A 22,663-nucleotide genomic window follows, 5' to 3' on the forward strand; every position below is an offset into this window, starting at 1 on the left:
GTTGTATTCGTGTAAAGTCAATTGTGATTTTTTTATCCGCTGTATGAATAAGTTAGCAACTGGCTGTACTTATTCACGTAGTCCCTAGCTATGATCAGACAATAATATTCTAAGCATCAGAAACACAGGTAGTTTAGTAACCCCTACCCTCGCGTTACATCTAACATTGAGACTCATAGTGCGGTCTTTACAATCACTGGTGCTATCCCAAGACAGCATTGTACTTCGACTTTTCGAACTAGTCATAGAGAAGCTGGACGGCAGGGTGACTTGCCAGTACTATTAATAAACCATCTGTTTAGCGATCATTTATTAGCGCTAGCGTATATGCCACAACATCCAACTGTGACTAATTTGCATTACCATAAAACCGATAAACAGCGCTAAGGCAGATAGGGGTTGTACGGTAATAAAAATTAGTGCAAAACCAAAGACGGTCAATAGCCATTTTGACATTTGACCTCGATATAGCTGGCTAACAATATGTTGGCGCGCGCGATATCCGGTATACCAAAAAATAAAAAATGCAAATACTGCTTGAGTGATGAAGCTTAGTAGTGCACCAATGGCGGCACTTTTTGCTATTGTAAGTTTACTATGTAACCAAATAGTATCTACTGTCCAAGCAATGATAATAAAGATAAATAGTATCCATGCTTGTCGTTTAATATAGATGCCAATTTTGTCTTTTTGCGTGCGTTTAGCAGGCTTGGTCATCGGTATTCCTATAGCTCTTACAGCATTGGGACAATATATCATACTTATGATAATTTTATCCGTGAATGACTTACTTTATCTATAGGTATTACCTTTCGACTGAAATAAAACGCTACTTATTATAGGTAGGCTGTAACTATTAAGCAAGTAAAATCTGACTTTTATCAGTCACCTAACTCAAATGCTTATGGTAATGGCGTGTGCCCATACGTCACACCCAAATCACACCATTACCTGAGCGCCCCTATACAGCTTAGAATATAGCCGCTGATATTATATTTACGATGTTATACATTGATTGATTTGCTGAGCCATTGTCTGCCATCCACTGACAAAGTCTTTGCTACTGCTCATATCTTCAACTTGTATGGTTGTTTTTACTGGCTGCAACTTGGCAAGCAGACCTTTTGAGACTGTACCTTGGTTAACCATACACATTTGATTAGTAGGACGGTTTTCATTTAACCAACGTAGCTGACTGGCCTTCGGAGAAATATGATGATCAGGGCTCAAGCTACCTGCTAACTTTATATGCGTAGCTTTTTCGATATATTGATAAGCGTCATGATAGACCCAGTAAGGACGTACGGTTTGCGAGCTTTGCTGTACATCTGCGACTGCTTTGTCCATACGTTTAGCAAAATTTTTGACATTGGCTTGATAAGTACTTGTATACTCCGGATTAGCGTGACTATGTATCACTGCCAACGCTCGAGTAATAGCTTTCGCATTTTCAGGGTCAAGCCAAATATGTGGATCCATCGTACCTTCAATTGCCGCGCCTTTTACATCACGCAGCGGATAACGATTAAATGCATCAAAATCAAACATCGCAATAGCGTTAGGTGCATTTTGCAAACTACCTGTTAGACTGTTTTCTAGTGCCGGTCCAAACCACACCACAAACTTACTATCTTTGATGGCCTTCATATCACTCGGACTGACGCTACCATGATGACCCACATCGCCTGCCTGTAGGATTCTGTTTGCAGATGGTGTTCCCTCAGTGACTGCTTCACTGAGTAGAAACATCGGATAGTTGCTCACACTTACAGTAGCTGCCTGAGCGCTTAGTGTCAAAAAACCTAGCGCCACTCCAGAGATTAGCAAACGCTTTAGCATGGTGATCGGACGTAATAGATGGTTAAAAACTGAGTTCATAGTAGGTATCTTTGATATATGAGTGATGGTGTTCAGACATTATATTTATTAGAGAGAGATAGTGATAAAAAGCAACCACAAAACAGACGTATGAAGACGGCTTATCTGTTTCTTATTTTATTATGTTATACTATAACAACAAAAAAACTAATAAAAAAGTTATTTTATTTTTAGGAGTTCCTACTATGTCTATTCATTCATCGACTTGTGAACATTTACATGATGCGCAAGACTTGACGCCGCAAGATGTGGTAGAACGCCTAAACGCAGCAAGAGAACAATGTCGCTTAAATGGCTCACGTTTTACGGCCTTGCGTCAACAAATATACCAATTGATATTAGAAGCCAATAAGCCTATTGGGGCCTATGATTTAATCGCTCAATTACAGAGCATGCGCCTATCAGATACTGACAGCCGTAACGAGACAAAAGAGCAATCGGGCGACAAACAAACTTCAAAGAACGTTGCTCCACCAACGGTTTATCGCAGTTTAGAATTTTTATTAAGCGAGGGGTTAATTCACCAATTAACGTCTATCAATGCCTACGTTCCTTGCTGTCATCCAAGAGCACAGCATACAGCCGCATTTTTAATTTGCGATCAGTGCCATCGAGTAAAAGAATGTAGCAGCTTGCCAGTACAAGAAATGATGAATTTCGCTGAACAAGATATGGACTTTGTTGTTGAACGCAGCGTAATCGAGCTCAGTGGTCGGTGCCAAGTCTGCCAGTAACCTATAGATATCCGCCTAACACTTTCCAATGCTTTTTTAGTAATTTTCGATACCTATATTCTGGTTGTCTACATTTTTTATTTATCTATTCGTTGTCACATTATGAACCTGTCTACTTTATCTTCTAATCAATCGGGCGCTCCTATGGCGCATAACAATACTTCGAATGATATTAGCCAACTGCTGAGCCTACGCAATATCAGCTACTATATTGGACCGCAACGTCTTCTCTCGAATATCGATATCGACATTGCAGTCAATGAGACAGTCAGTCTCGTTGGGCCTAACGGAGCTGGGAAATCAACATTGGTCAAACTCATATTGGGTTTAATTGACCCAACCAAGGGCAGTGTCACAGCGCATCAACCGCTTCAGCTTGGCTACGTGCCACAGCGGTTTACAGTTCCGCCAATATTGCCATTGCGAGTCAGCGACCTACTAGATCAAGCAGATAAAAAGCGGCTAACCGCTGAGCAGCGCCAGTTCATATTTGATAATTTAGCATTGACGCATTTGTTATCGCGGCAAATGTTGCATTTATCAGGTGGAGAAGCCCAGCGAGTGTTGCTTGCCCGAGCATTGTTGGATAAACCCAACTTGTTAATCTTGGATGAGCCTATGCAAGGGCTTGACCCTGATACAGAGGTTTGGCTATATCAATTTATCGATAAGTTACCAGATTTTTTACGTTGTGCCATGTTAGTAATATCCCATGATTTGCACTGGGTTATGAGAGGTAGTCGACGCGTTATCTGTCTCAATAAGCATATTTGCTGCGAAGGACAACCCAGCGAGCTTGCCATTAGTACCGAGTTTAAAAAGTTGTTTGGTCATTACTATGAACAACCGTATGTGCATCAACCACATGCTTGCCAGCATCATGCGCCAAACGAGCTCGAACTATAAATCTCAACACCACACACGCCTTAGCTGTATTGATTTCGATGTTGTGCCATCTAGTAATACAGTATTACGCTTCTACAAAATTTCATGGATATTTATTATGACCTCTTGGTTAGCTATTATCGCTCCTGCTTGGATCGCTGGCAGTATTTTAGCGCTACTATCAGCACCTTTAGGTTGTTTGGTACTGTGGCGCCGTATGGCCTTTTTTGCTGATGCTTTAGCACATGGTACTTTGCTAGGTGTGGCTCTAGCAGCGTGGTGGCAGCTGCCGATGGGAATCGGTGTTGCATTAGTCAGTGTCGTGGTGGTGTTAGGGTTGGTATTGATTGATGATGAGCGTTTACCTGCTGACGCAGTATTGGCCGTCGTTGCAGTGTCATTACTGTGTTTGGGTTTATTGACCCTAACTCAACTAACAGACCAGCAGGCCAATGTATTGGGGTTTTTATTCGGTAATTTATTGGAGCTTGGTTGGGCTGACTTGCCTTTACTGGCGGGCAGCGTTTTAGTTGGTTTGGGTTTACTACGCTATATATGGCCAGCGCAGATAAAGCTGGCAACCCATGAGGCACTGGCACGTATTCAGGGCATTAACCCAACACGTCAACGGCTATTCTTTATGGGTATTTTGGCAGGTTTTTGTGCCGTTGCTCTACAGGCTGTTGGTAGCTTGCTAATCAGTGGGTTATTAGTGTTGCCCGCTTTAACCGCACGTTTATGGGTCGCTTCACCAAAACAAATGGTGATTGTAGCTATGATTACTGCGCAATGTGGTGTAACCCTTGGTGTGTGGGGCAGTATTTGGTTTGATATACAAACTGGTCTGTCTATCGTCTTGATATTAGCCGCTTTATTTTTTGTAGCAATGATTTTTTCAAAGCTAATAAAGATAAAATCTTGGTCAGTCAATCGTTAACTACGCTATAATATCTATACAATGACTGTTCCTGACGCCCTTCTTATTCAGCTTTATTTTGCTAATAACGCTAATTTTTTTCGCTATATGTATTATAAAGCTGTATAAATCAAATACGACTGAGATGGTAATGTCTGATAAATAACTATTCATCAGTAAACGCTATTATCTAGTAAGCGTTGTCAGTGCTAATATCTGTAAGTATCTAGTAGATAACAGTCGCTCTATTATCCATACTCGTTCTAACAATACTTGTTGTTTTGATTCGATAAGGGACTGACCCAATGCCAAGCTACCCTGCCAGTAGAATAGAAACACCAGATGATAAGCTCAATGTTTTGCAAATTACTGATTTGCATTTATCTACGCCCGTTGTAATGGATGCAAATGAGAACGATGTTTTGCTTGACGACATGGCCTGTCAGCAAAGTTTTGAAAACGTGCTCAAACAAGCACTTCAAGAGAAGACTCGTTGCGACTTGATTGTTGTGACCGGGGACTTGGTCAATAAAGTAAAAGCCACTATTTATGATCATATTTTCGAGACGTTACAAGCGACCCAGATTCCTTTTGCTTGTATTGCTGGTAACCATGATGTGACAGATGAAAATGATAAAGACCTGCCTTTTTTTCAGCGAAAGCTCGTTGCTCGTCCTGCTGACACACGCTTACTCAGTCGACATATCATTGAAACGGACTATTGGCAATTATTGCTCTTGGATTCATCCATTGCAGGAAAAGTAGCAGGAGAGATCACATTTACCGATATTGATTGGCTTTGCAAAAGGCTTAGCACCTGTGACAAACCTGCACTAATCGCTCTGCATCACCATATCATACCTGTGGAATCCGACTGGATTGACACTCATATGGCCAAAAATACTGAGCGTTTCTGGCAACACATGCAATCATTTGAGCATTTGCAAGTGGTCATCAGTGGTCATATTCACCAAGAGCAAGTCAAATATCGTCACGGCGTCACTGTCTATAGCACACCATCTACCTGCTATCAGTTCAAACCACACAAAGATGACTTTTCATATGATGAGAATGCATTACCAGGGTATCGCTGGTTGCAATTGGCCAACAATGGAACAGTTGCAAGCTGGGTTGAAAGACTGGATACTTGATGCCCAGAATTACTGGCACTATTGTTGGTGCTAACGAAAGTCTTAGCCCTTTGTGCTTATAGCTTTCACCAATAATTTTTGATAAAAAATGTAGTAATGAACAAATAAAAATATGCATTCAATATAAAAAATCACTTCATTATTATTACAAACAATGATACAACTTATGAAATAAAGCAAAGGTGAACTGATATCTCATATCAAAACACTACACGATAGCTAGGATGGCCCATTAACCACAAGCTCAGTTTTCACAATCAATGACCTGCGGCATGCTTTAGACAGTACAGTATTATTAAAACCGAAGTTTATATAACTACATAACTAACAATCGGTATATTACTGTCAGTATATAAAGTCTACGATATTATTTGATCAGCTGTGTTACTTGTATTACCAAGTGGTGAAACGTTTGATAAAAGGACAAATTGTAGCGTTAACAACGTCTTGTCTTTTGATACGTCGTTTTATTGAATTAATTTGAAAAAGTAGGATACCCATATGAGCACCCTGACTACGACTACAAATCCGAGTGAAGTTAAATTTACTCCTTATGTGCCAGCCAAAGACGAAGAGTATATGTCTGATGCGCAGTTGGAGCATTTTAAGACCATTTTATTGGATTGGAAAAACCAACTGATTGGCGAAGCGGATCGTACTAAAAACTACATCCAAGATGAATCCAGTGCTATGCCAGATATCAATGACCGCGCAACTCAAGAAGAAGAGTTCGCACTGGCATTACGTACTCGTGACCGTGAGCGCAAACTTATCCGCAAAATCGACAAATCGATGTTAGAGATCGAAAACGATGACTACGGATTTTGTGAAACTTGTGGTGTAGAAATTGGGTTGCGTCGCCTCGAAGCACGTCCAACCGCGACACAGTGTATCGACTGCAAAACCTTATCCGAAATCAAAGAACGCCAAAACCAAGGCGCTTAGATCAGATATTGCAAGTAAGTATGTAAGCATAAGCGACCTTATAATAGGTCGCTTTTTGCATTTTAGACTTTCACTACTTTGTTAAATTACTTCACTCTACTCTGACACATATAATTGCCAAAATAATGACATAACTAACAAAATAATCGTATTTAATGAATATCTTTTGATACTCATATTTATTATTCTATCTCTATTACCTTTATCGATAGCCATTTATTTTGAAAACAACACCTATTCACATGCCAACTCAAACCGAATCCTCACAGCCTATTGGCCGCTTTGCACCCTCACCAACAGGTGAATTACATCTTGGTTCTCTGACCACTGCGCTTGCCAGCTTTTGCCATATTAAATCAATCGGTGGCAAATGGCTTTTGCGTATGGAAGATACCGATACTGAACGCTGTGATAGGCAGTTTACGGAGCAGATCCTAATAGACCTTGAGACATTGGGACTACATTGGGATGATGATGTTGTTTATCAGTCTGAGCGCATTGATATCTATAATGATTACTTATCGTCGTGTCTACAGCCGTTAACGTATGGCTGCCGATGTTCCCGTAAAGATTTAGAACAATACTGGGCGCAAGAAGAAATAAGCAGAAACCATAGTCATACTCACCTAGCAGTATCAACTGATCAAACGTTATCAGACAAGCAAGTCTCATCAATTGAGCAAATACAGCCCAATAGACAGCAGTATCCGCGTCGCTGTGTGGCAGCTAACCTTGATAGACAGCAGCATAAGCTACGTATTCAGCTACCAGACTATCGGATTGGTTTCAATGACGGTATTCAGGGGTTACAGTGGGACAATCCACAGCAGACGTTGGGTGATATGGTTGCTCGTCGCCAAGACGGTATGATCAATTACATACTGGCGGCCAGTCTTGATGATGGTCTGCAGCAGGTTACTCATATCATGCGCGGCCTTGATATCCTACCTATGACGACTGCACAGATCGGTATTATGCAAGCCGCACGCCTACCCACTATTGATCGGTGGTACCATCTGCCATTGATTAACAATGCTGATGGTCAAAAGCTCTCTAAGCAAAACCTTGCTCAACCAATCGATACATCAGATCCAAGCCAGCTCATCGCTGAAGCCCTGTCACTATTACAGCAACCAAAAATCGATAGCGATACACCAGAAAATATGCTTAAACAAGCTATTGCTCAGTGGGACAATACCCCGCTACAAGGCAAACAGCAGTTAAACCTGCCCTATTAATAAGCGTTAAAAAATCATAAAACAGACAAAAAAAAGCGCCACTACCAGTGACGCTTTCTTATTTTCCAATAATGCTCAGCATTATTTACCGACACTTTGAATTTCTTAATAATAACGGCATTGGCTTTTTTCTATTTCAGGGCTTTCTTTATATATCTTCAACAATAGCGCGACCATAACCAAGCTAATCAACATAGACGAACCGCCATAACTAAAGAACGGCATAGTCAAACCTTTGGTTGGAATGGCGCCCATATTCATCGCAGCGTTAATAATCGTCTGGGCAATAAATACTACGCCAATACCAAAAGCGGTATAGCTCATACGCATTTGACGGCGTTTGAGCGCGTTATAACTGATACGCATCGCACTACCAATAATTAACGCCTCAAGTATCAGTACCATGCTGACACCGACAAAACCTAACTCTTCACCTGTAATAGCCAATAAGAAATCCGTATGTGCTTCAGGCAAATGCGATAGTTTTTGTACACTTTCGCCATAGCCAACACCCGTGAATTGTCCACGACCAAAGGCGATCAAACTACGCGCAAGCTGATAATCAGTATCCTGTACGTCATCAAATGGATCCATAAATGACATTACACGCACCAATCGGTACTCTGCTGTGGTAACCATCAACACAGCCCCGCCAACAGCAGCAGCGCCCAATGCTAAGAAGTGCTTATAAGGTGCCCCAGCGATATAAAAAATCGCAAACAGTGTACCAATGATGACGACAAAAGAACCAAAGTCTGGCTGCGACAATAACAATATCGTTATCAGCGCTACTACCAGCATAATTCGTAAGAAACCATCTAAGCCATTACGAACTTCAAAAGATCGGCGTACCACAAAATCAGATACAAACACGATCATGACCAGTTTGGCCAGCTCTGCTACCTGAAAATTAAAGCCGCCTATTGTAAGCCAGCGTTTGGAACCATTAATTGGCGTACTAAACAACGTAGCCACAAGTAATAACCCTGTGATGCCTAGCAAGGCAAACTGGGTCTCGGTCTTATACAGTGTGCGTAAAGACACGCCATAATAAGGAATAACCGCAACGATTAAACCAATCGTCATATACAACAGCTGGTTTTTGAAGAAATACAGCTCTGTCATACCGCGGCTAAGCGCAAAAGGAATAGAAGCAGAAGCAACCATCAGTAGACTCAGCACCATCATACAGCCGACGCTTGCTAACAAAATTGCGCGCGCTGACGGCATAGACAGAACACCATCTGAGCCAGAGGTTTGATTGGTTTGGGGCGAGGAACGAAAAAAAGAAGAGAGCGCCATAATTTTATATACACTAACAAACGAAAAAACACGGCGTCTATGAAACGCCACCGTTTAAAAAATCATAAAGTAAATCTTACTAGATAGGTGATAGAAAAGCCTCAGCCGTCGGCAAACGTCTTAGCTAGCACCTATTTAAGCAGTCAGGGTTATATGCTTGACAGTAGCAGCAATCTATAAGCAAAACAATCGTTTATCATAAAATACTGACTATAGCTAGAGACAAAACATCTGCTATGCCGATCTATGTAGCTGATTAAAACACCCAACGACCTATCAAGCTTCTGATTGCGCTGTGTCTAATTGATTGACCAGTTGGCTAAAGTGGTCACCGCGCGCGGCATAACCACTATATTGGTCAAAGCTAGCACAGGCAGGTGACAGCAATATAGCCTGCACTTGCGATAAACTACTGGTAGTGACTTGTTGGATAGTCGCAAACGCATTCTCTAATGTCTGACACTGATGCAGTGCGACATCGTCACTCAATTTCGCATCTCTTAGATGTTGTTCAATCTGTTGACCATCTTCACCAATGAATAAGACTTGGCTCACGTATTGATTGATAAAAGGCGTTAATTCACCAAACTGTTGTCCTTTGCCTTGCCCGCCTAAGATCAATAATAGTTTACCGTCCTTCGGTGCATAGACTGCGCCCAAGCCTTTGATAGCGGCCATGGTCGAACCAATATTGGTGCCTTTAGAGTCGTTAAAATAATCAATGCCAGCAGCATTAGCCACATATTGGCAGCGGTGTTCAAGACCTGCGAACTGTTGCAAAGTGTTCAGCATACTCTCTAGCGGTAATCCTGCAAGCTCACCAAGGGCAAGAGCCGCTTGTGCATTCAGTAGATTATGACGGCCTTTAATCAACAGTTTATCTGCCGACAGTAATCGTTCTGTACCACGAGCAAGATAAATTTGGCCTTCTATGTCGGTAATAAGCCCGTACTGACCTTTATCAGGGGCATGAATACCGGTACTAATTCTCGGCAGGTTGTCTGCGACCAATGGACGAGTAAGTGCATCTTCACGGTTTATCATCACTGACTTGGCACCTTGAAAGATACGGTGTTTGGCTTGATGGTAACCGAGCATGTCTCCATGACGATCTAAATGATCAGGCGACATATTAAGAACAGTCGCTACCTTTGCGCCCAAATTGGTGACGGTTTCTAATTGGAAGCTAGACAGCTCAAGTACCGCAAGCTCCATATCAGAATTATCTAGTAACGTTAAGGCTGGTACACCAATATTGCCACCGACACCCACATTAACGCCAGCATCTGCCGCCATTTGGCCTACTAACGTGGTAACCGTACTTTTTGCATTAGAGCCTGTAATCGCGACAATAGGTGCAGTACAGGCTTCACAAAACAGTTGAATATCGCTGACTACAGAAATATTGGCTTGGCGAGCAGCAGCCACAGCGGTAGTTTTAAGAGAAATACCTGGGCTAATAATGATACGAGCTGCTTGCTGCAATAAGTCTGCATCTATCGCGCCAAACTGACGAATCTCTATCTCGGCTGGTAATTGATCGGCCAGTTTAGGCGCAACTTGAGCATCAGTGACTGCGACTTGATAGCCTTGTTTGGCCAGATAATGCGCAACGGATAATCCAGACTGTCCCAAACCAACCACGACTTGTAGACCACTACCCTTATGAAGTAAGGCTTCTGTTGCTGTATTAGTGGTCATATCTATTCCTTCTATTAAACGAGAAAAGTTGCATTAAAGATATTTACTGTATAGCGACTCTAATCGACGCCGCTAAGATGTGCAGCATCTTAACGCCATCGTTCAGATTTCGGTACTGATTTTTTATGACTTTATGCTATTATTCGCCTGTTTTTATATTAAGTGGCTAATGCTATAATAGTAAGCTTGGTTAATATTTATCAGTATTTTGCTGAGCACATAGCTCAAGCATTTTAGTTTAGCATGTTGTCACGTTTATCGCGCTATTGTCACGCTTCTTCATTAACGATTGTTGTTGTGATAGAGGTATATCAGACAATTTTGATAATTTGACGAGTGATATATCACCTTCTACTACAGCAAGTGATTGCTGACTCTATATATTATTGTAGGTACATCTATCTAGTCGCCTATTTTAAGCAATCTTTTAAAAAATATTTTTAGGTAATTTACTACCCTTATCATCGTATTGATTATTGATGAGCGTATTTTTGATACCAAAAAAATCAATAGATACCTTAGTTAGTAGTTAGATATTTTGGTTATTAGTTTCTCACAATCCAACACAGCAACATGACCTAGTACATGTTGAAGTAAAAGAAAAATGAATAGCTATTATTAGCGACGCGATCATTTTATAAATGAGTAATGATTACTTTTTTTGCCTCTAACCCTATGTAGTTTACTTATGACATCTTTTATTGATAACTTGCGTGACGAGTGGTTTTCCAATGTTCGCGGTGACGTTTTATCGGGTTTGGTTGTAGCACTAGCCCTTATTCCTGAAGCCATTGCTTTTTCTATTATCGCTGGTGTTGATCCAAAGGTTGGCTTATACGCCTCATTTTGTATCGCAGTCGTGATCAGTTTTGTCGGTGGTCGTCCAGGGATGATTTCGGCAGCGACTGGCGCTATGGCACTTGTAATGGTCGATTTGGTTGCTGACCATGGGTTGCAATATTTGCTTGCCGCGACCTTACTTTGCGGTGCCATTCAGGTCGTTATGGGTATCCTAAAGCTTGGTAACCTGATGCGCTTTGTCTCCCGCTCCGTAGTTATTGGTTTCGTCAACGCGCTAGCAATCTTAATTTTTGCCGCACAATTACCAGAACTGAACCCGATGACTGAGCGCGTGGGCATGACTGTTTACATCATGACGGCAGCTGGTTTGGCGATTATTTATCTGTTTCCACTTATCCCTAAAATCGGTCGCATCATTCCTTCACCGCTTATTTGTATTGTGGGTTTGACCGCTGTTGCCATGTATATGAACCTTGATATTCGCAACGTTGGTAGCATGGGTGATTTGCCGGATTCATTGCCAGTATTTTTGTTACCTGATATTCCATTAAACCTAAATACCTTGCTAATTATTGCACCATATTCTATCGCGCTTGCCATTGTCGGTCTTTTAGAGTCGATGATGACAGCGACTATCGTCGATGAATTGACCGATACACCAAGTGATAAAAACAAAGAGTGTCGTGGACAAGGTATGGCCAATGTCGTATCAGGTTTCTTCGGTGGTATGGCAGGCTGTGCAATGATTGGCCAGTCAATGATCAACGTCAAATCGGGTGGCCGCACTCGTCTATCTACCTTGATAGCTGGTGTTGTCCTTCTTATTATGGTCGTGTTCTTAAGCGAATGGGTTAGTCAAATTCCAATGGCAGCCTTAGTTGCAGTTATGATTATGGTATCAATTGGTACGTTTAACTGGCAATCGATTCGTGAGTTTAAGACGCATCCAATGTCGTTTAATATTGTCATGCTGGCGACTGTATTGACTACTGTCTTTACTCACAACTTGGCTTACGGTGTCGGCGTAGGTGTCCTACTATCTGCTTTAGCATTTGCCAATAAAATTGGTCAATTCCTAACTATCTTTAGTGAATATGATGACAGCAGCAATACTCGTTACTATTATGTTCAAGGACAGGTATTCTTTGCCTCTACTACCCAGTTCCTACATAGTTTCGATACCAAAGAAGCTGTAGATAGTATTCAGATTGATGTCAGCCAAGCGCACTTTTGGGATGTCAGCGCTGTTGACACCTTAGACAAGCTAGTGATGCGCTTGCAACGTGAAGGTATTGATGTCAAAGTGGTAGGACTCAACAATGCGAGCCGAACACTGATTGACCGCTTCTCTGTTCACGACCGCCGTGATATTGGCTTATTGGACTAAGCTCATCTATGCGGTTGCCATGTGACTATATTGTTAGTCCATGGCTGATGTATCGGATATTAATAGACAGCTATATGGGTAAAAGGGTTAGGTAGATTGTTCATTCGCTAACCCTAAACCGAGATAGCAGATTTTTATTATTAGAATGATGTGGTCGTTTTATGAGTAATTTAAAACCAGATAGTGTGATTGCTTGCTTGGATTGTCCTGATCATGTTCAAGCCGTACTAGAAGCTAGTATGTGGGCCTCTAGTCGCCTGTGTGCACCCGTTGGCTTATTGCATTCGATGCCAAGCTTGCAGCAAAAGGCTGCTATTAATTATTCTGGCTGCCTCAATATTGATGACGAAAATGCTTTGCTCGAACAGTTCACATCTAAAGAGCATCTAAATAACTGTGAGCTAAAAGCGCAAGGTCGCCTGTTACTATCTCAAGCAACCTCATATTGTGAACAGCAACGCCATAAGCTAAAAACGTATACATTGCACCGTCATGAGAACCTCAACCAAAGTATTGATTATGTCGATGATAAGGCCCAACTGATCGTTATAGGTCATCATGTCACCTGCAAATCAACACTGAGCCAACTTATACGAGTCAGTCACTGCCCCATTTTGGTGACACATGCACCATTTTTGACCCCTACTACTGCTTTATTTGCGTTTGATAATAGTCCAACGTGCCATAAACTACTAAAATGGTTATGTAAAACGCCACTTGTGCGTGCATTGACGGTTCATATTGTGATGGTTGGGAAAGAGACTTCTGATAACTGTGATGCACTGCGTGAAGCCTATGCCAAACTCAAACAGGCAGGTATCAAATCTAAGAAGACATTGCTGGACTGCCGTGATGTCGCAGCAGCTTTGAACTATTATCAAAACCAACATGATATTGGTTTGCTCATGACAGGGGCTTTCGGCCAATCTCGTTTACGCGAATTACTACAAGGTAGCGACACAAAAAAGCTATTGGTCAGTACAAAAACCCCTTACCTACTCTTTCCTAAAGCATAACGACGTATATATAAATACGTCCAAACCCTTTACCTACCTAAGCGCAAGGGTCTGACTACTATGTCAGGCTCTGCCGCTTACCTCTACTTTCTATCTATCTTCTCGCCACTCATCTTTGATACGCTTGTATAAAAAGACCAAGCTAACGACCAAACTCAAGTTAGCAAATCGTCACATGAAATAAAGGGATAGCCTCCCCAAGCACTCAAAAAGTTGGTTATAATAAAGTTTTCGTTAACCAAACGCTAAAGATTGATTCACCTTTATTATGCTTGTAGCGATGGCTCTAATCGTTGCACCGTAACTCATATCCTATGTTACTACTGTCATTACTTTTTAATGAATAACGCCAATTCTACCTCCCCCCTTGAGTAGGTTGGCACAGTTCTTGAATAACATACAGTAAGCAAGGCAGAGATATGATGATGCACCATAGTACTTCTATCAATCTGCGGCATCACACAAATAAGGAATTTTTTATGAAGCTAATCACTGCGATCTTAAAACCATTTAAGCTCGACGACGTGCGTGAAGCGCTTTCCGACATCGGTGTTAAAGGTGTCACTGTCACTGAAGTCAAAGGTTTCGGTCGTCAAAAGGGTCATACAGAGCTTTATCGCGGCGCAGAATACGTGGTGGACTTTTTACCTAAAGTAAAAGTAGAAGTGGCTGTGATCGATGAGATGGTAGAGCCTGCTATTGAGGCAATCACTCGTATCGCTAGCACTGGTAAGATTGGTGATGGCAAAATTTTCGTCACTGCACTTGAGCAAGTTATCCGCATCCGTACGGGTGAAACGGGACCTGACGCTATCTAAATTTGAAGACCTACCTACAGGCATAAACTTATAGGTACAGACTCTTACAGCATTTTTATCTATCGGTCATGCCGATATCTATATTATAAATTCAAGGGGGAATTTAAATGGAAAGTCAAATCTTTGAGCTCCAATATGCGCTCGATACGTTTTACTTTTTGATATGTGGTGCGTTGGTCATGTGGATGGCAGCAGGCTTCACTATGTTAGAGGCCGGACTAGTCCGATCAAAAAATACAGTCGAAATCTTAACCAAAAACGTCGCACTATTTTCAACAGCTAGTATCATGTATATGGTATGCGGCTACGCGATTATGTACGGTGGCGATCTATTTCTAAGCGGAATCGCAGGTGGTGATACATTAGTAGAAGACGCCTTAGCGGCCTCTACTGAAAATGGCTTCGGTGGCGACTCTGTCTACTCTGCCGCATCAGATTTTTTCTTCCAAGTTGTCTTTGTAGCGACCTGTATGTCAATCGTATCGGGTGCCGTTGCTGAGCGTATGAAACTGTGGTCATTCTTATTGTTCGCTGTGGTTATGACTGGCTTTATCTATCCATTAGAAGGTAGCTGGACATGGGGCGGCAACGATGTATTTGGTATGTTCAACCTAGGCGATATGGGCTTCTCTGACTTTGCAGGCTCTGGTATTGTACACATGGCAGGTGCAGCAGCAGCGTTGGCAGGTGTATTACTTTTAGGATCACGTAAAGGCAAATACGGTCCTAACGGCGAAATACGCGCCATTCCAGGTGCCAACCTACCACTTGCTGCGCTTGGTACATTAATTTTGTGGATGGGTTGGTTCGGTTTCAACGGCGGTTCAGTACTTAAACTAGGCGACATCGCCAGCGCTAACTCTGTTGCAGTAGTTTTCTTAAATACTAATGCGGCAGCTGCCGGCGGCGCAGTAGGCGCTTTATTATTAGCACGCCTCATTTTCGGCAAAGCTGATTTGACCATGCTCCTAAACGGTGCGCTAGCTGGTCTAGTAGCCATTACTGCTGAGCCTTCAACACCTTCAGCATTACAAGCCACTATCTTTGGCCTTATCGCTGGTATCATCGTGGTACTATCAATCTTAGCCTTAGACAAAATCAAAATTGATGATCCAGTCGGTGCCATCTCAGTTCATGGTGTGGTTGGTCTATTCGGTCTACTAATCGTACCTATCACCAACCCAGCATCTACCTTTATCGGTCAGATTGTGGGTGCTGCTACCATCTTTGCTTGGGTATTCATTGCCAGCCTAGTGGTTTGGTCTATCATCAAGCTGGTTATCGGTCTACGTATCTCTGAAGAAGACGAGTACGAAGGAGCTGATATTGCAGAGTGTGGTATGGAAGCTTACCCAGAATTTATAAGATAAGCTCCTTTTAAGTAAGCTGAAGATTGCTGTTAAATGCGCCGATACTACCTACTGTAGTATCGGCGCTTATAGTTCTAGTGCTTAAAGAACGCCCCTATTGAAGCTATAAACTTAGATCTAAAACGTAAAAAATCCCGCAAGACCTTTCGGTAACGCGGGATTTTTGTGTATTAATCTGAGACTAATTTTTAGTTTATTTCTTTTTCCATTCTTGGCTACGAGAGAATGGTCCGATATAGCCTTTTAATTTTAATGTATTACCACTTAAGCTTGCAGTCATTCGATAGTCTTTGCCTTTCTCAGGGTCAGTAATCGTACCGCCACTATATTTACCGCCACCATCAGACTTTAGACCTCTAATAACAGTTTTACCAACGTGTTTTTTGCCTTTAGCTGAGTTAGTAGCAACAAGAGTACCTGTTAACACACCATTTGACTCAGTAATTTTTACCGTACCTTTTGGCTTGCCTTCATCATATGTCTGCCATGTAGTGTTGGCTAATGGGTCAGCGGCGAACGCCATACTGGCAATACCAATACCAGCAACAGCTAAAGTGGTCTTTGTAAATAATTTCATAGATTGACTCCCTTCATACAATGATTACTAGAAACGTGATGTTTCTGATGTCCTATGCTTATCCTTTGCTAGAACCTTTCATTACGAGCTTTACGGTTTCGACCTTTTTAAATGATAGTTACCATTATAACTTATAAGATTTTGGTTAAAGGTTCGAGCGACACAAGCGATGTCTTAACTCATTATAAGCAATTTTTAGGCTTTGCCTAGTAGTTTTTTTGCAGTTTCTTATTTCTACAAAAATAAAACCATATCAAAGAGTTACAGGAAAGGGTTGTCGATATTTTTATCTAATTGGTCATCATTTTCCTTTGACTTAGCACTATTCTTGCTATACAGATTTTCATCTTCAAACGCTTGTACGATTTTCCCTGACAGCTCATGTAGCTGTTGGGCTTGCTTATATCCTAACTCGTCAAAAGTGAGATCAATATCACCGTATATAATAATCTTGTCTTGTTGGTTTTCAATGACAAGATCACCAATCTGCATACTTTGATGGTCGTTGGCAAATGGCTCAATCATTTGGTTATCCTTATTATCAGTAACATTTTATTTTTTAAACATTAGGCTATTCTTTGGTTTTACTGCCAGTTTAGGCCTGTAATTGTGCAATCAACCACTCTAAAACAGCCCACACAAACAGCATCCACCCAGGCTCTTCCACTGGGGCCTCCGGTGTATCTGAACTCTCACCTGCCTTCAATGGTAAGTCAAACGCTTGAGATTTGGACTGATTATCTAGCATAGGTAATACATCGATACCAACCTCAGTGGTTAGCTCATCGATGCTGATCACGTCGATGCGTTCTGATTCATCATTTGGTGCATAATACACGCCTGCTTGATTGGTTGCTGGGATGTATACAGCTTTGAAAAAGTGACTAGGCACAAGGACACGATTAGCGAGCTGCTTGGTTTTTTTATCGGTAAATGCCACACCTGTAATGGTATATACTTCACCGTATTGCTGCGTTAGATACCGCGTAGCAGATTCAATATTACGCCAAATATAACGATTGTTACGTGGTGACTGTGGAGCAATATTGGCTAGGCTGAAGCTATCATATTGCTGGCTACGATTGGCCATATCGGCATTAGGTGCCAAATGCCCTCGATCATAGCCAGAACCTGAATAGTCAGATAGCGAGGCACGTGCTGACTCTGGTAGCTTACTCTCTTCATGAAAACTGTCTTCACGGTCAATCTGTTTGGCTTGTTGTAGACGCGTGCGATCGAGATATTCTGCTGACCAGAGCGGTGTACGCGAGACCCCCGAGTACATAACTGCAAAGCCATCCATGCATAGCGCTTGTGTGTCTTTCTTTAGCTTGGTATTGGTAAATTCGGGATAAACACCACCATAAAAAGACTGGCTACACTGGGTCAAATCATCAGCGTGTGCTTGTGCAATACCCGTCGCGACAAGCAATACCGCCATCAGCGCATTATTTTTAAATCCGTACTTGAGCCTACTAAAAATTATCATTCAACTTTCAACCATTCATACTTGCCGTTACATACTTGCTATCCTAGCAGGCGCTTGCCAATAAAGAAAGATAGCGCGCAGATCGTGACATTTTAAATGGTATCCGCTATACTTAGGCGTTCAAAAAACGGTGAAGTGGGTGAGTGGCTGAAACCGCACGCCTGGAAAGTGTGTATACGTTCATAGCGTATCGAGGGTTCGAATCCCTCCTTCACCGCCAATCTTATTTTGCTTAAGCAAAACCTAGTTTTCCTATCTTATACTACCCTTATTAAAATTTCCCTGAACCATTTAATAGTAGGACTTTAAGTCTAGACTCATTCTCTACTGCTGCCTGAAATATTCCTGTGTAACCTCAATTCCTAATCAAATAACATATTAATTGACCGAACTAAAAAATTCGTGTTATGAGCTGAGAGTGACTCATACAAAGGTCATAACACAAAATAACTATCTACTTTTCAGCAGAGTTAAACAATAAAAACCCCAGTTTAGAAACTGGGGTTTTTATTATCTTCGAATACCAATCTAAGTTTTAGAGCATGGCTTGCGCAATCATTGCTGATCCGATAAACGTACCTGTAAAGGTCAGTACCGCAACAATAGCAATTTTGAAGCCAGACTTCTTAAACAGATCAACTTCCACTTGCGAAATGGCGAAACCAGCGTAAGCAAGTACTGGCGTTAATAATTGCAATACGCCCAGTTTTGCAGTTTCTTCTAAAACATAAGCATTAAATGGAAACTGTGGTAGAGAGATTAAAATAGCGACAATAGATATCCAAGCAATCGCAGGTACATTGACTGGAATAAAGCGTTTTAACAGCATACCAATCACACAACATGCAAATAAAATGAGCATGGCAGGTAGTGCTGATAATGGGTTTACACCTTGTCCTACCCAGTTGCTCAGTAGCAAGACCACGCAAATCACAGCTAATAGGATAAAAGACTGCATGACAGACAGACTGGCGGGCTCTTCCATGACTGCATCAAGATTGGTTTCTGTCGTAGCAATAGTCTGTTGGTTCTTCTTAAACTTACTGACTACTTTATACAGAAACTCTGTAAAAGGCAGCGCCACAAACAAACTAACAAATAGACCAGTGGCGTACGTTAGCAAGTTGGAAGTCGCTGCAAATGCCGTAATCGTCTCTGCTTGAGCAGGCACTGTCTCTGCCAATGCTGCTGAACAAGCACCCATCATACTACCACTACCAATACCGCATGCCATAGCAAGTGCGCGTACATCCATGACATCCATTGAGGCGATGATACCGGCCATTAATGAGAAGTAAATCGCACCAAATAAAGTACCCATGACATAGACGCCCATCACACCGATGCCTTCTGGACTTTGTAGCCCATATTTATCAGCAATCAAAGCAACATTGGGTTCACGAGCAACGGAGTGCGTGGCACCGATGGCTTCTCGGCCCATACCAAAAACGAGCACTGCAACGGGTAGCGCAATTAGAACGGTCGCTACATTACCTAACTCTTGCAATAGTAGTGCTGGACCAGCAGCAATGATTTCTTCGATATTGGGACCAACACCGACACCAAATTTGGCGATGAAAGGCATAATACTTAATAGAATGGCATAACTGGCAAACTTGGCTCGTTTTTTAGTTATAACAGCCTTCATCGAGGGCACGACATTGGGGTTTAATAAAATCGCAAAGATAAAGGCATAAAGTAATGGTAGTAACACTAAAATACCGATACCGATAGGAATTTTTATAATGCCTATCCATTCTGCTAATAACGACGCAGCGATCACTAATAAATGCAGCTTCCAATCAAGCAGGTGCTTCGTCATGGTAGGTGACAGCACGCTATTGTTGTTCATATAAATTCCCTTTGAGTTTGATAATGACTCTATTGATTGAACTTGGTCTGTTAAGCTTTATCTCCTGATAATAAATTTTATTTATTCAGCGTTCTTTGGTAACTCTGACTTAACCAAAGAAACCCATACTTTGATACCTGTCTCGATAGCATCATCATTGAAGTCATAAGAGGCATTGTGTAGTGGCTTAGAAGGTGTGCTACCGTCAACGCCCAACCAAAAATAGGCGCCTTTAACTACCTGACTCATAAATGAGAAATCTTCAGAAGCCATCGAAGGTTCTACATCAGTATTAACTTTATCGACGCCAAGCGCTTTAGTAGCCGCTTCTTTAATCTCAAGATAAGCCTGACTATCATTGGTGGTTACTGGATAACGGATATGGTAATCCATCTCGCTTTTGACACCATATAAAGGTGGTAAAGTGGCAACCATTTCTGTGAGCATTTCTTGCATCGATTGGCGTACATCCATATCAAAGCTACGAACCGTACCTTTTAATATGGCGACATCTGGAATCACGTTGGTGGTATCGCCGCTGTTCATTTGCGTCACGCTGATAACGCCCGACTGCAATGGCGAGACGCGTCGAGAGATAATAGATTGGATATTGGTGATTAGCGCAGCGCCAGCAGCTATAGGATCGGCACCCAAATGCGGCATAGCAGCATGCGTGCCTTTGCCCGTTAATGTAATCTCAAAAGTATCAAAAGAAGCCATCATAGGGCCATTGTTTACAGCGATTTCCCCTACTGGCAGCCCAGGCCAGTTGTGTAAACCGTAGACAGCATCCATCGGAAACTTATCAAACAAACCATCATCAATCATGGCTTTGGCACCGCCCAATACCTCTTCTGCAGGTTGAAAAATAAAATGAATAGTGCCGCTAAACTCTTTATGTTGACTTAAGTGTTTTGCAGTTCCTAACAGAACAGAGGTATGACCATCGTGACCACAGGCGTGCATACAGTTTGCGTGGGTAGACTTATGCTCAACGTCGTTTTGTTCTGTGATTGGCAATGCGTCAATATCAGCTCTTATACCGATAGTAGGGCCCACACCGTTCTTCAAAGTACCAACCACACCAGTGCCGCCCAAGCCTTGATGAACCTCAATACCAAAAGATTGTAACTTATCTACGATAAATGAAGAGGTTTTAAATTCTTTGAATCCAAGCTCAGGCTGGCTATGAATTTGTTTACGCCACTGTTTGACTTCATCTAATAATGCTTCATTAACTGACATTTATTTCTTCCTTTGAGAGTATGTATTGATATACCGTAGTTGGCATTGATACGTGCTATCGACTTTTGGAAAGCGGAAAATCATCTAACCTTTTTACATTCTTTTATTTTTATCAAATAAATAAGCCACTTAAAGTGGCTTATTTATGATGTACTAGAGATAGATTTACTTGAACAACTATTGTAACCTATTTTCACACATTCGAATAAAGCCAAGCCGTATTATCAGGCGCTGGTTTCATCTTTTTTTGAATAGATTTTTTTATCATAATGCACATTATAGATGTTTTTTCAGTCGTGCTTAGCAGTAACAAACTACCTTTAGACAATTAAATACTCTACTTCCATTCATGTTGTTAACAACTCATTTTACTTTATATCCCTTATACAGTAAGACTTTTAGTTTTTATTTAACGTTCAACTTATCTTTATATCTATACTTGCCCTCATTATTATTTGACATAAAAATGGAATAACAACAGAGTCTATGTTACTCGGTAGATGCCATCGTTTAAAAATTCGATTATAGTAGATATCGACAGTATTTATTTAAATAAACTAAAGGATATAACGATGAAAACACTGGGTATATGTATCGTAGCAGGATTCGGATTGAGTGCTTGTGCTACTGGCATGGGTGGCGTGACAACAGGTACGGCTAATCAAAATAACAGCACTGATAAAGTGGTCACTCAATACCCAGTTGAGACTGCCATACTCAATATCTATACCAAACAACGTAGTGAAAAACTGGTCGCTACTGTCAATGGATATAACGTAGCTGTCGACATTCAAACTACTCCTAAAGGCAGCTTACGCTTTAATAATAAGATGGTACAAGGCGCAGAAGTCAGTACAATCAACACAGTGAATCAGCAGATCACAGATCAGTCAGTCGCTATCAATTACTTTACGCTAGATCCATTGGTATTCCATGGTTTTACGGATAGTACGGGGGAGTATTCAGTCGCTGACCAAACGACGAGTATCCCCAAGGTAGCTACTGTAGGCGACTCAAGTCAACTCATCACTGAACACGTATATTCTGACAGTAGTATGCGCCAAAAAACTGCTATTTATAATCAGGCATGGTCCCTCACCCAAAACACTAATGATACGGCGTGGCTCTGTATAGAAAACTCAAGCAACTTACTACTAAGTTTTGACCCAGCAGGCACTTCTTCAGAATGCTATAAGATAAATGCCAAAGGTGATATTTTGAGTAGCAAAGTGACACTCACTCAGCCTAATGAAAGTGGCGTGTCCAAACCAATAATGTTTAATAGTCAGTAGCGTTTGCTCGATTAGGAACAACCAATAGTGTCATATAAAAACAAAAAAAATAGCGCCTAATTAAGG

At 41.5% G+C, this 22,663-nt stretch carries 20 protein-coding genes and 1 tRNA gene; 12 read left to right on the top strand and 9 right to left on the bottom strand.

Annotated features, from left to right (window positions below; all coding sequences use genetic code 11):
* Nucleotides 1–318: 318 nt before the first annotated feature.
* Together ACT3QN_RS11115 and ACT3QN_RS11120 are read right to left on the bottom strand one after the other, a co-directional pair.
* Entirely contained in the window at nucleotides 319–717 is a 399-nt protein-coding gene (locus tag ACT3QN_RS11115) for an ATP synthase subunit I (RefSeq protein ID WP_444522967.1), read from the bottom strand.
* A gap of 279 nt (nucleotides 718–996) precedes the next feature.
* Complete coding sequence (locus tag ACT3QN_RS11120; protein ID WP_444522968.1) at nucleotides 997–1,878, bottom strand: metal ABC transporter solute-binding protein, Zn/Mn family; 882 nt, start codon at nucleotides 1,876–1,878, stop codon at nucleotides 997–999.
* A gap of 185 nt (nucleotides 1,879–2,063) precedes the next feature.
* Here ACT3QN_RS11120 and ACT3QN_RS11125 point away from each other — a divergent pair, with 185 nt between their 5' ends.
* The 6 genes from ACT3QN_RS11125 to gluQRS all read left to right on the top strand — a co-directional run bounded on the left by ACT3QN_RS11125 (nucleotide 2,064) and on the right by gluQRS (nucleotide 7,747).
* A complete protein-coding gene (locus tag ACT3QN_RS11125; protein WP_444522969.1) occupies nucleotides 2,064–2,612 on the top strand; it encodes a Fur family transcriptional regulator in 549 nt (182 codons plus the stop codon).
* A gap of 144 nt (nucleotides 2,613–2,756) precedes the next feature.
* The gene (locus ACT3QN_RS11130; protein ID WP_444522970.1) at nucleotides 2,757–3,518 is read left to right on the top strand and encodes a metal ABC transporter ATP-binding protein; all 762 of its coding nucleotides are present in this window, start codon (nucleotides 2,757–2,759) and stop codon (nucleotides 3,516–3,518) included.
* Nucleotides 3,519–3,615: 97 nt separating this feature from the next.
* Nucleotides 3,616–4,434, top strand: coding sequence for a metal ABC transporter permease (locus tag ACT3QN_RS11135; RefSeq protein WP_444520671.1), 819 nt, complete (start codon nucleotides 3,616–3,618; stop codon nucleotides 4,432–4,434).
* A gap of 284 nt (nucleotides 4,435–4,718) precedes the next feature.
* Nucleotides 4,719–5,564 carry a metallophosphoesterase gene (locus ACT3QN_RS11140; RefSeq protein ID WP_444522971.1) on the top strand — a complete coding sequence of 282 codons (846 nt, stop codon included), beginning with the start codon at nucleotides 4,719–4,721 and terminating at the stop codon, nucleotides 5,562–5,564.
* A 501-nt stretch (nucleotides 5,565–6,065) separates the two neighbouring features.
* A complete protein-coding gene (gene dksA, locus ACT3QN_RS11145; protein ID WP_444520673.1) occupies nucleotides 6,066–6,509 on the top strand; it encodes an RNA polymerase-binding protein DksA in 444 nt (147 codons plus the stop codon).
* Between the two features lie 242 nt (nucleotides 6,510–6,751).
* Nucleotides 6,752–7,747: a tRNA glutamyl-Q(34) synthetase GluQRS gene (gluQRS, locus tag ACT3QN_RS11150; protein ID WP_444522972.1), complete on the top strand. Its 996-nt coding sequence runs from the start codon at nucleotides 6,752–6,754 to the stop codon at nucleotides 7,745–7,747.
* A 105-nt stretch (nucleotides 7,748–7,852) separates the two neighbouring features.
* Here gluQRS and ACT3QN_RS11155 read toward each other — a convergent pair whose 3' ends face one another.
* Together ACT3QN_RS11155 and murD are read right to left on the bottom strand one after the other, a co-directional pair.
* On the bottom strand, nucleotides 7,853–9,049 hold the full coding sequence (locus tag ACT3QN_RS11155; RefSeq protein ID WP_444522973.1) for an FtsW/RodA/SpoVE family cell cycle protein: 1,197 nt from the start codon (nucleotides 9,047–9,049) through the stop codon (nucleotides 7,853–7,855).
* A 276-nt stretch (nucleotides 9,050–9,325) separates the two neighbouring features.
* Entirely contained in the window at nucleotides 9,326–10,750 is a 1,425-nt protein-coding gene (gene murD / locus ACT3QN_RS11160; protein WP_444522974.1) for a UDP-N-acetylmuramoyl-L-alanine--D-glutamate ligase, read from the bottom strand.
* 688 nt (nucleotides 10,751–11,438) lie between these two features.
* Here murD and ACT3QN_RS11165 point away from each other — a divergent pair.
* The 4 genes from ACT3QN_RS11165 (at nucleotide 11,439) to ACT3QN_RS11180 (ending at nucleotide 16,142) form a co-directional block, all read left to right on the top strand.
* Entirely contained in the window at nucleotides 11,439–12,938 is a 1,500-nt protein-coding gene (locus ACT3QN_RS11165) for a SulP family inorganic anion transporter (protein ID WP_179799104.1), read from the top strand.
* 161 nt (nucleotides 12,939–13,099) lie between these two features.
* Nucleotides 13,100–13,954, top strand: coding sequence for a universal stress protein (locus ACT3QN_RS11170; RefSeq protein WP_444522975.1), 855 nt, complete (start codon nucleotides 13,100–13,102; stop codon nucleotides 13,952–13,954).
* A gap of 479 nt (nucleotides 13,955–14,433) precedes the next feature.
* On the top strand, nucleotides 14,434–14,772 hold the full coding sequence (locus tag ACT3QN_RS11175) for a P-II family nitrogen regulator (protein WP_010197981.1): 339 nt from the start codon (nucleotides 14,434–14,436) through the stop codon (nucleotides 14,770–14,772).
* A gap of 107 nt (nucleotides 14,773–14,879) precedes the next feature.
* The gene (locus tag ACT3QN_RS11180) at nucleotides 14,880–16,142 is read left to right on the top strand and encodes an ammonium transporter (RefSeq protein ID WP_444522976.1); all 1,263 of its coding nucleotides are present in this window, start codon (nucleotides 14,880–14,882) and stop codon (nucleotides 16,140–16,142) included.
* Nucleotides 16,143–16,335: 193 nt separating this feature from the next.
* Here the strand turns inward: ACT3QN_RS11180 and ACT3QN_RS11185 are convergent, their stop codons facing one another.
* From ACT3QN_RS11185 to ACT3QN_RS11195, 3 genes are all read right to left on the bottom strand, one after another.
* Nucleotides 16,336–16,719, bottom strand: coding sequence for a DUF2147 domain-containing protein (locus tag ACT3QN_RS11185; protein WP_444522977.1), 384 nt, complete (start codon nucleotides 16,717–16,719; stop codon nucleotides 16,336–16,338).
* 261 nt (nucleotides 16,720–16,980) lie between these two features.
* Nucleotides 16,981–17,244 carry a hypothetical protein gene (locus ACT3QN_RS11190; RefSeq protein WP_444522978.1) on the bottom strand — a complete coding sequence of 88 codons (264 nt, stop codon included), beginning with the start codon at nucleotides 17,242–17,244 and terminating at the stop codon, nucleotides 16,981–16,983.
* A 70-nt stretch (nucleotides 17,245–17,314) separates the two neighbouring features.
* Nucleotides 17,315–18,208, bottom strand: coding sequence for a DNA/RNA non-specific endonuclease (locus ACT3QN_RS11195; RefSeq protein WP_444522979.1), 894 nt, complete (start codon nucleotides 18,206–18,208; stop codon nucleotides 17,315–17,317).
* A gap of 129 nt (nucleotides 18,209–18,337) precedes the next feature.
* Here ACT3QN_RS11195 and ACT3QN_RS11200 point away from each other — a divergent pair.
* Nucleotides 18,338–18,428: transfer RNA gene (locus ACT3QN_RS11200), tRNA-Ser, on the top strand.
* A 315-nt stretch (nucleotides 18,429–18,743) separates the two neighbouring features.
* Here ACT3QN_RS11200 and ACT3QN_RS11205 read toward each other — a convergent pair.
* Together ACT3QN_RS11205 and ACT3QN_RS11210 are read right to left on the bottom strand one after the other, a co-directional pair.
* Nucleotides 18,744–20,060, bottom strand: a complete 1,317-nt coding sequence (locus ACT3QN_RS11205) for a DUF3100 domain-containing protein (RefSeq protein WP_444522980.1) — start codon at nucleotides 20,058–20,060, stop codon at nucleotides 18,744–18,746.
* Between the two features lie 81 nt (nucleotides 20,061–20,141).
* Nucleotides 20,142–21,305 carry a M20 aminoacylase family protein gene (locus tag ACT3QN_RS11210; RefSeq protein WP_444522981.1) on the bottom strand — a complete coding sequence of 388 codons (1,164 nt, stop codon included), beginning with the start codon at nucleotides 21,303–21,305 and terminating at the stop codon, nucleotides 20,142–20,144.
* 572 nt (nucleotides 21,306–21,877) lie between these two features.
* On the opposite strand from ACT3QN_RS11210, the gene ACT3QN_RS11215 reads away from it, so the two are divergent.
* On the top strand, nucleotides 21,878–22,597 hold the full coding sequence (locus ACT3QN_RS11215) for a hypothetical protein (protein WP_444522982.1): 720 nt from the start codon (nucleotides 21,878–21,880) through the stop codon (nucleotides 22,595–22,597).
* Nucleotides 22,598–22,663 lie beyond the last annotated feature (66 nt).

It is taken from the genome of Psychrobacter sp. AOP7-C1-14 (assembly GCF_052376135.1).
In the GTDB taxonomy this organism is placed as follows: domain Bacteria; phylum Pseudomonadota; class Gammaproteobacteria; order Pseudomonadales; family Moraxellaceae; genus Psychrobacter.

Excerpts from the sequence above, each read along its gene's own strand:
- ACT3QN_RS11115 (WP_444522967.1), bottom strand. The coding sequence starts at position 717 with ATGACCAAGCCTGCTAAACGCACGCAAAAAGACAAAATTGGCATCTAT.
- ACT3QN_RS11120 (WP_444522968.1), bottom strand. The coding sequence starts at position 1,878 with ATGAACTCAGTTTTTAACCATCTATTACGTCCGATCACCATGCTAAAG.
- ACT3QN_RS11125 (WP_444522969.1), top strand. The coding sequence starts at position 2,064 with ATGTCTATTCATTCATCGACTTGTGAACATTTACATGATGCGCAAGAC.
- ACT3QN_RS11130 (WP_444522970.1), top strand. The coding sequence starts at position 2,757 with ATGGCGCATAACAATACTTCGAATGATATTAGCCAACTGCTGAGCCTA.
- ACT3QN_RS11135 (WP_444520671.1), top strand. The coding sequence starts at position 3,616 with ATGACCTCTTGGTTAGCTATTATCGCTCCTGCTTGGATCGCTGGCAGT.
- ACT3QN_RS11140 (WP_444522971.1), top strand. The coding sequence starts at position 4,719 with ATGCCAAGCTACCCTGCCAGTAGAATAGAAACACCAGATGATAAGCTC.
- dksA (WP_444520673.1), top strand. The coding sequence starts at position 6,066 with ATGAGCACCCTGACTACGACTACAAATCCGAGTGAAGTTAAATTTACT.
- gluQRS (WP_444522972.1), top strand. The coding sequence starts at position 6,752 with ATGCCAACTCAAACCGAATCCTCACAGCCTATTGGCCGCTTTGCACCC.
- ACT3QN_RS11155 (WP_444522973.1), bottom strand. The coding sequence starts at position 9,049 with ATGGCGCTCTCTTCTTTTTTTCGTTCCTCGCCCCAAACCAATCAAACC.
- murD (WP_444522974.1), bottom strand. The coding sequence starts at position 10,750 with ATGACCACTAATACAGCAACAGAAGCCTTACTTCATAAGGGTAGTGGT.
- ACT3QN_RS11165 (WP_179799104.1), top strand. The coding sequence starts at position 11,439 with ATGACATCTTTTATTGATAACTTGCGTGACGAGTGGTTTTCCAATGTT.
- ACT3QN_RS11170 (WP_444522975.1), top strand. The coding sequence starts at position 13,100 with ATGAGTAATTTAAAACCAGATAGTGTGATTGCTTGCTTGGATTGTCCT.
- ACT3QN_RS11175 (WP_010197981.1), top strand. The coding sequence starts at position 14,434 with ATGAAGCTAATCACTGCGATCTTAAAACCATTTAAGCTCGACGACGTG.
- ACT3QN_RS11180 (WP_444522976.1), top strand. The coding sequence starts at position 14,880 with ATGGAAAGTCAAATCTTTGAGCTCCAATATGCGCTCGATACGTTTTAC.
- ACT3QN_RS11185 (WP_444522977.1), bottom strand. The coding sequence starts at position 16,719 with ATGAAATTATTTACAAAGACCACTTTAGCTGTTGCTGGTATTGGTATT.
- ACT3QN_RS11190 (WP_444522978.1), bottom strand. The coding sequence starts at position 17,244 with ATGATTGAGCCATTTGCCAACGACCATCAAAGTATGCAGATTGGTGAT.
- ACT3QN_RS11195 (WP_444522979.1), bottom strand. The coding sequence starts at position 18,208 with ATGATAATTTTTAGTAGGCTCAAGTACGGATTTAAAAATAATGCGCTG.
- ACT3QN_RS11205 (WP_444522980.1), bottom strand. The coding sequence starts at position 20,060 with ATGAACAACAATAGCGTGCTGTCACCTACCATGACGAAGCACCTGCTT.
- ACT3QN_RS11210 (WP_444522981.1), bottom strand. The coding sequence starts at position 21,305 with ATGTCAGTTAATGAAGCATTATTAGATGAAGTCAAACAGTGGCGTAAA.
- ACT3QN_RS11215 (WP_444522982.1), top strand. The coding sequence starts at position 21,878 with ATGAAAACACTGGGTATATGTATCGTAGCAGGATTCGGATTGAGTGCT.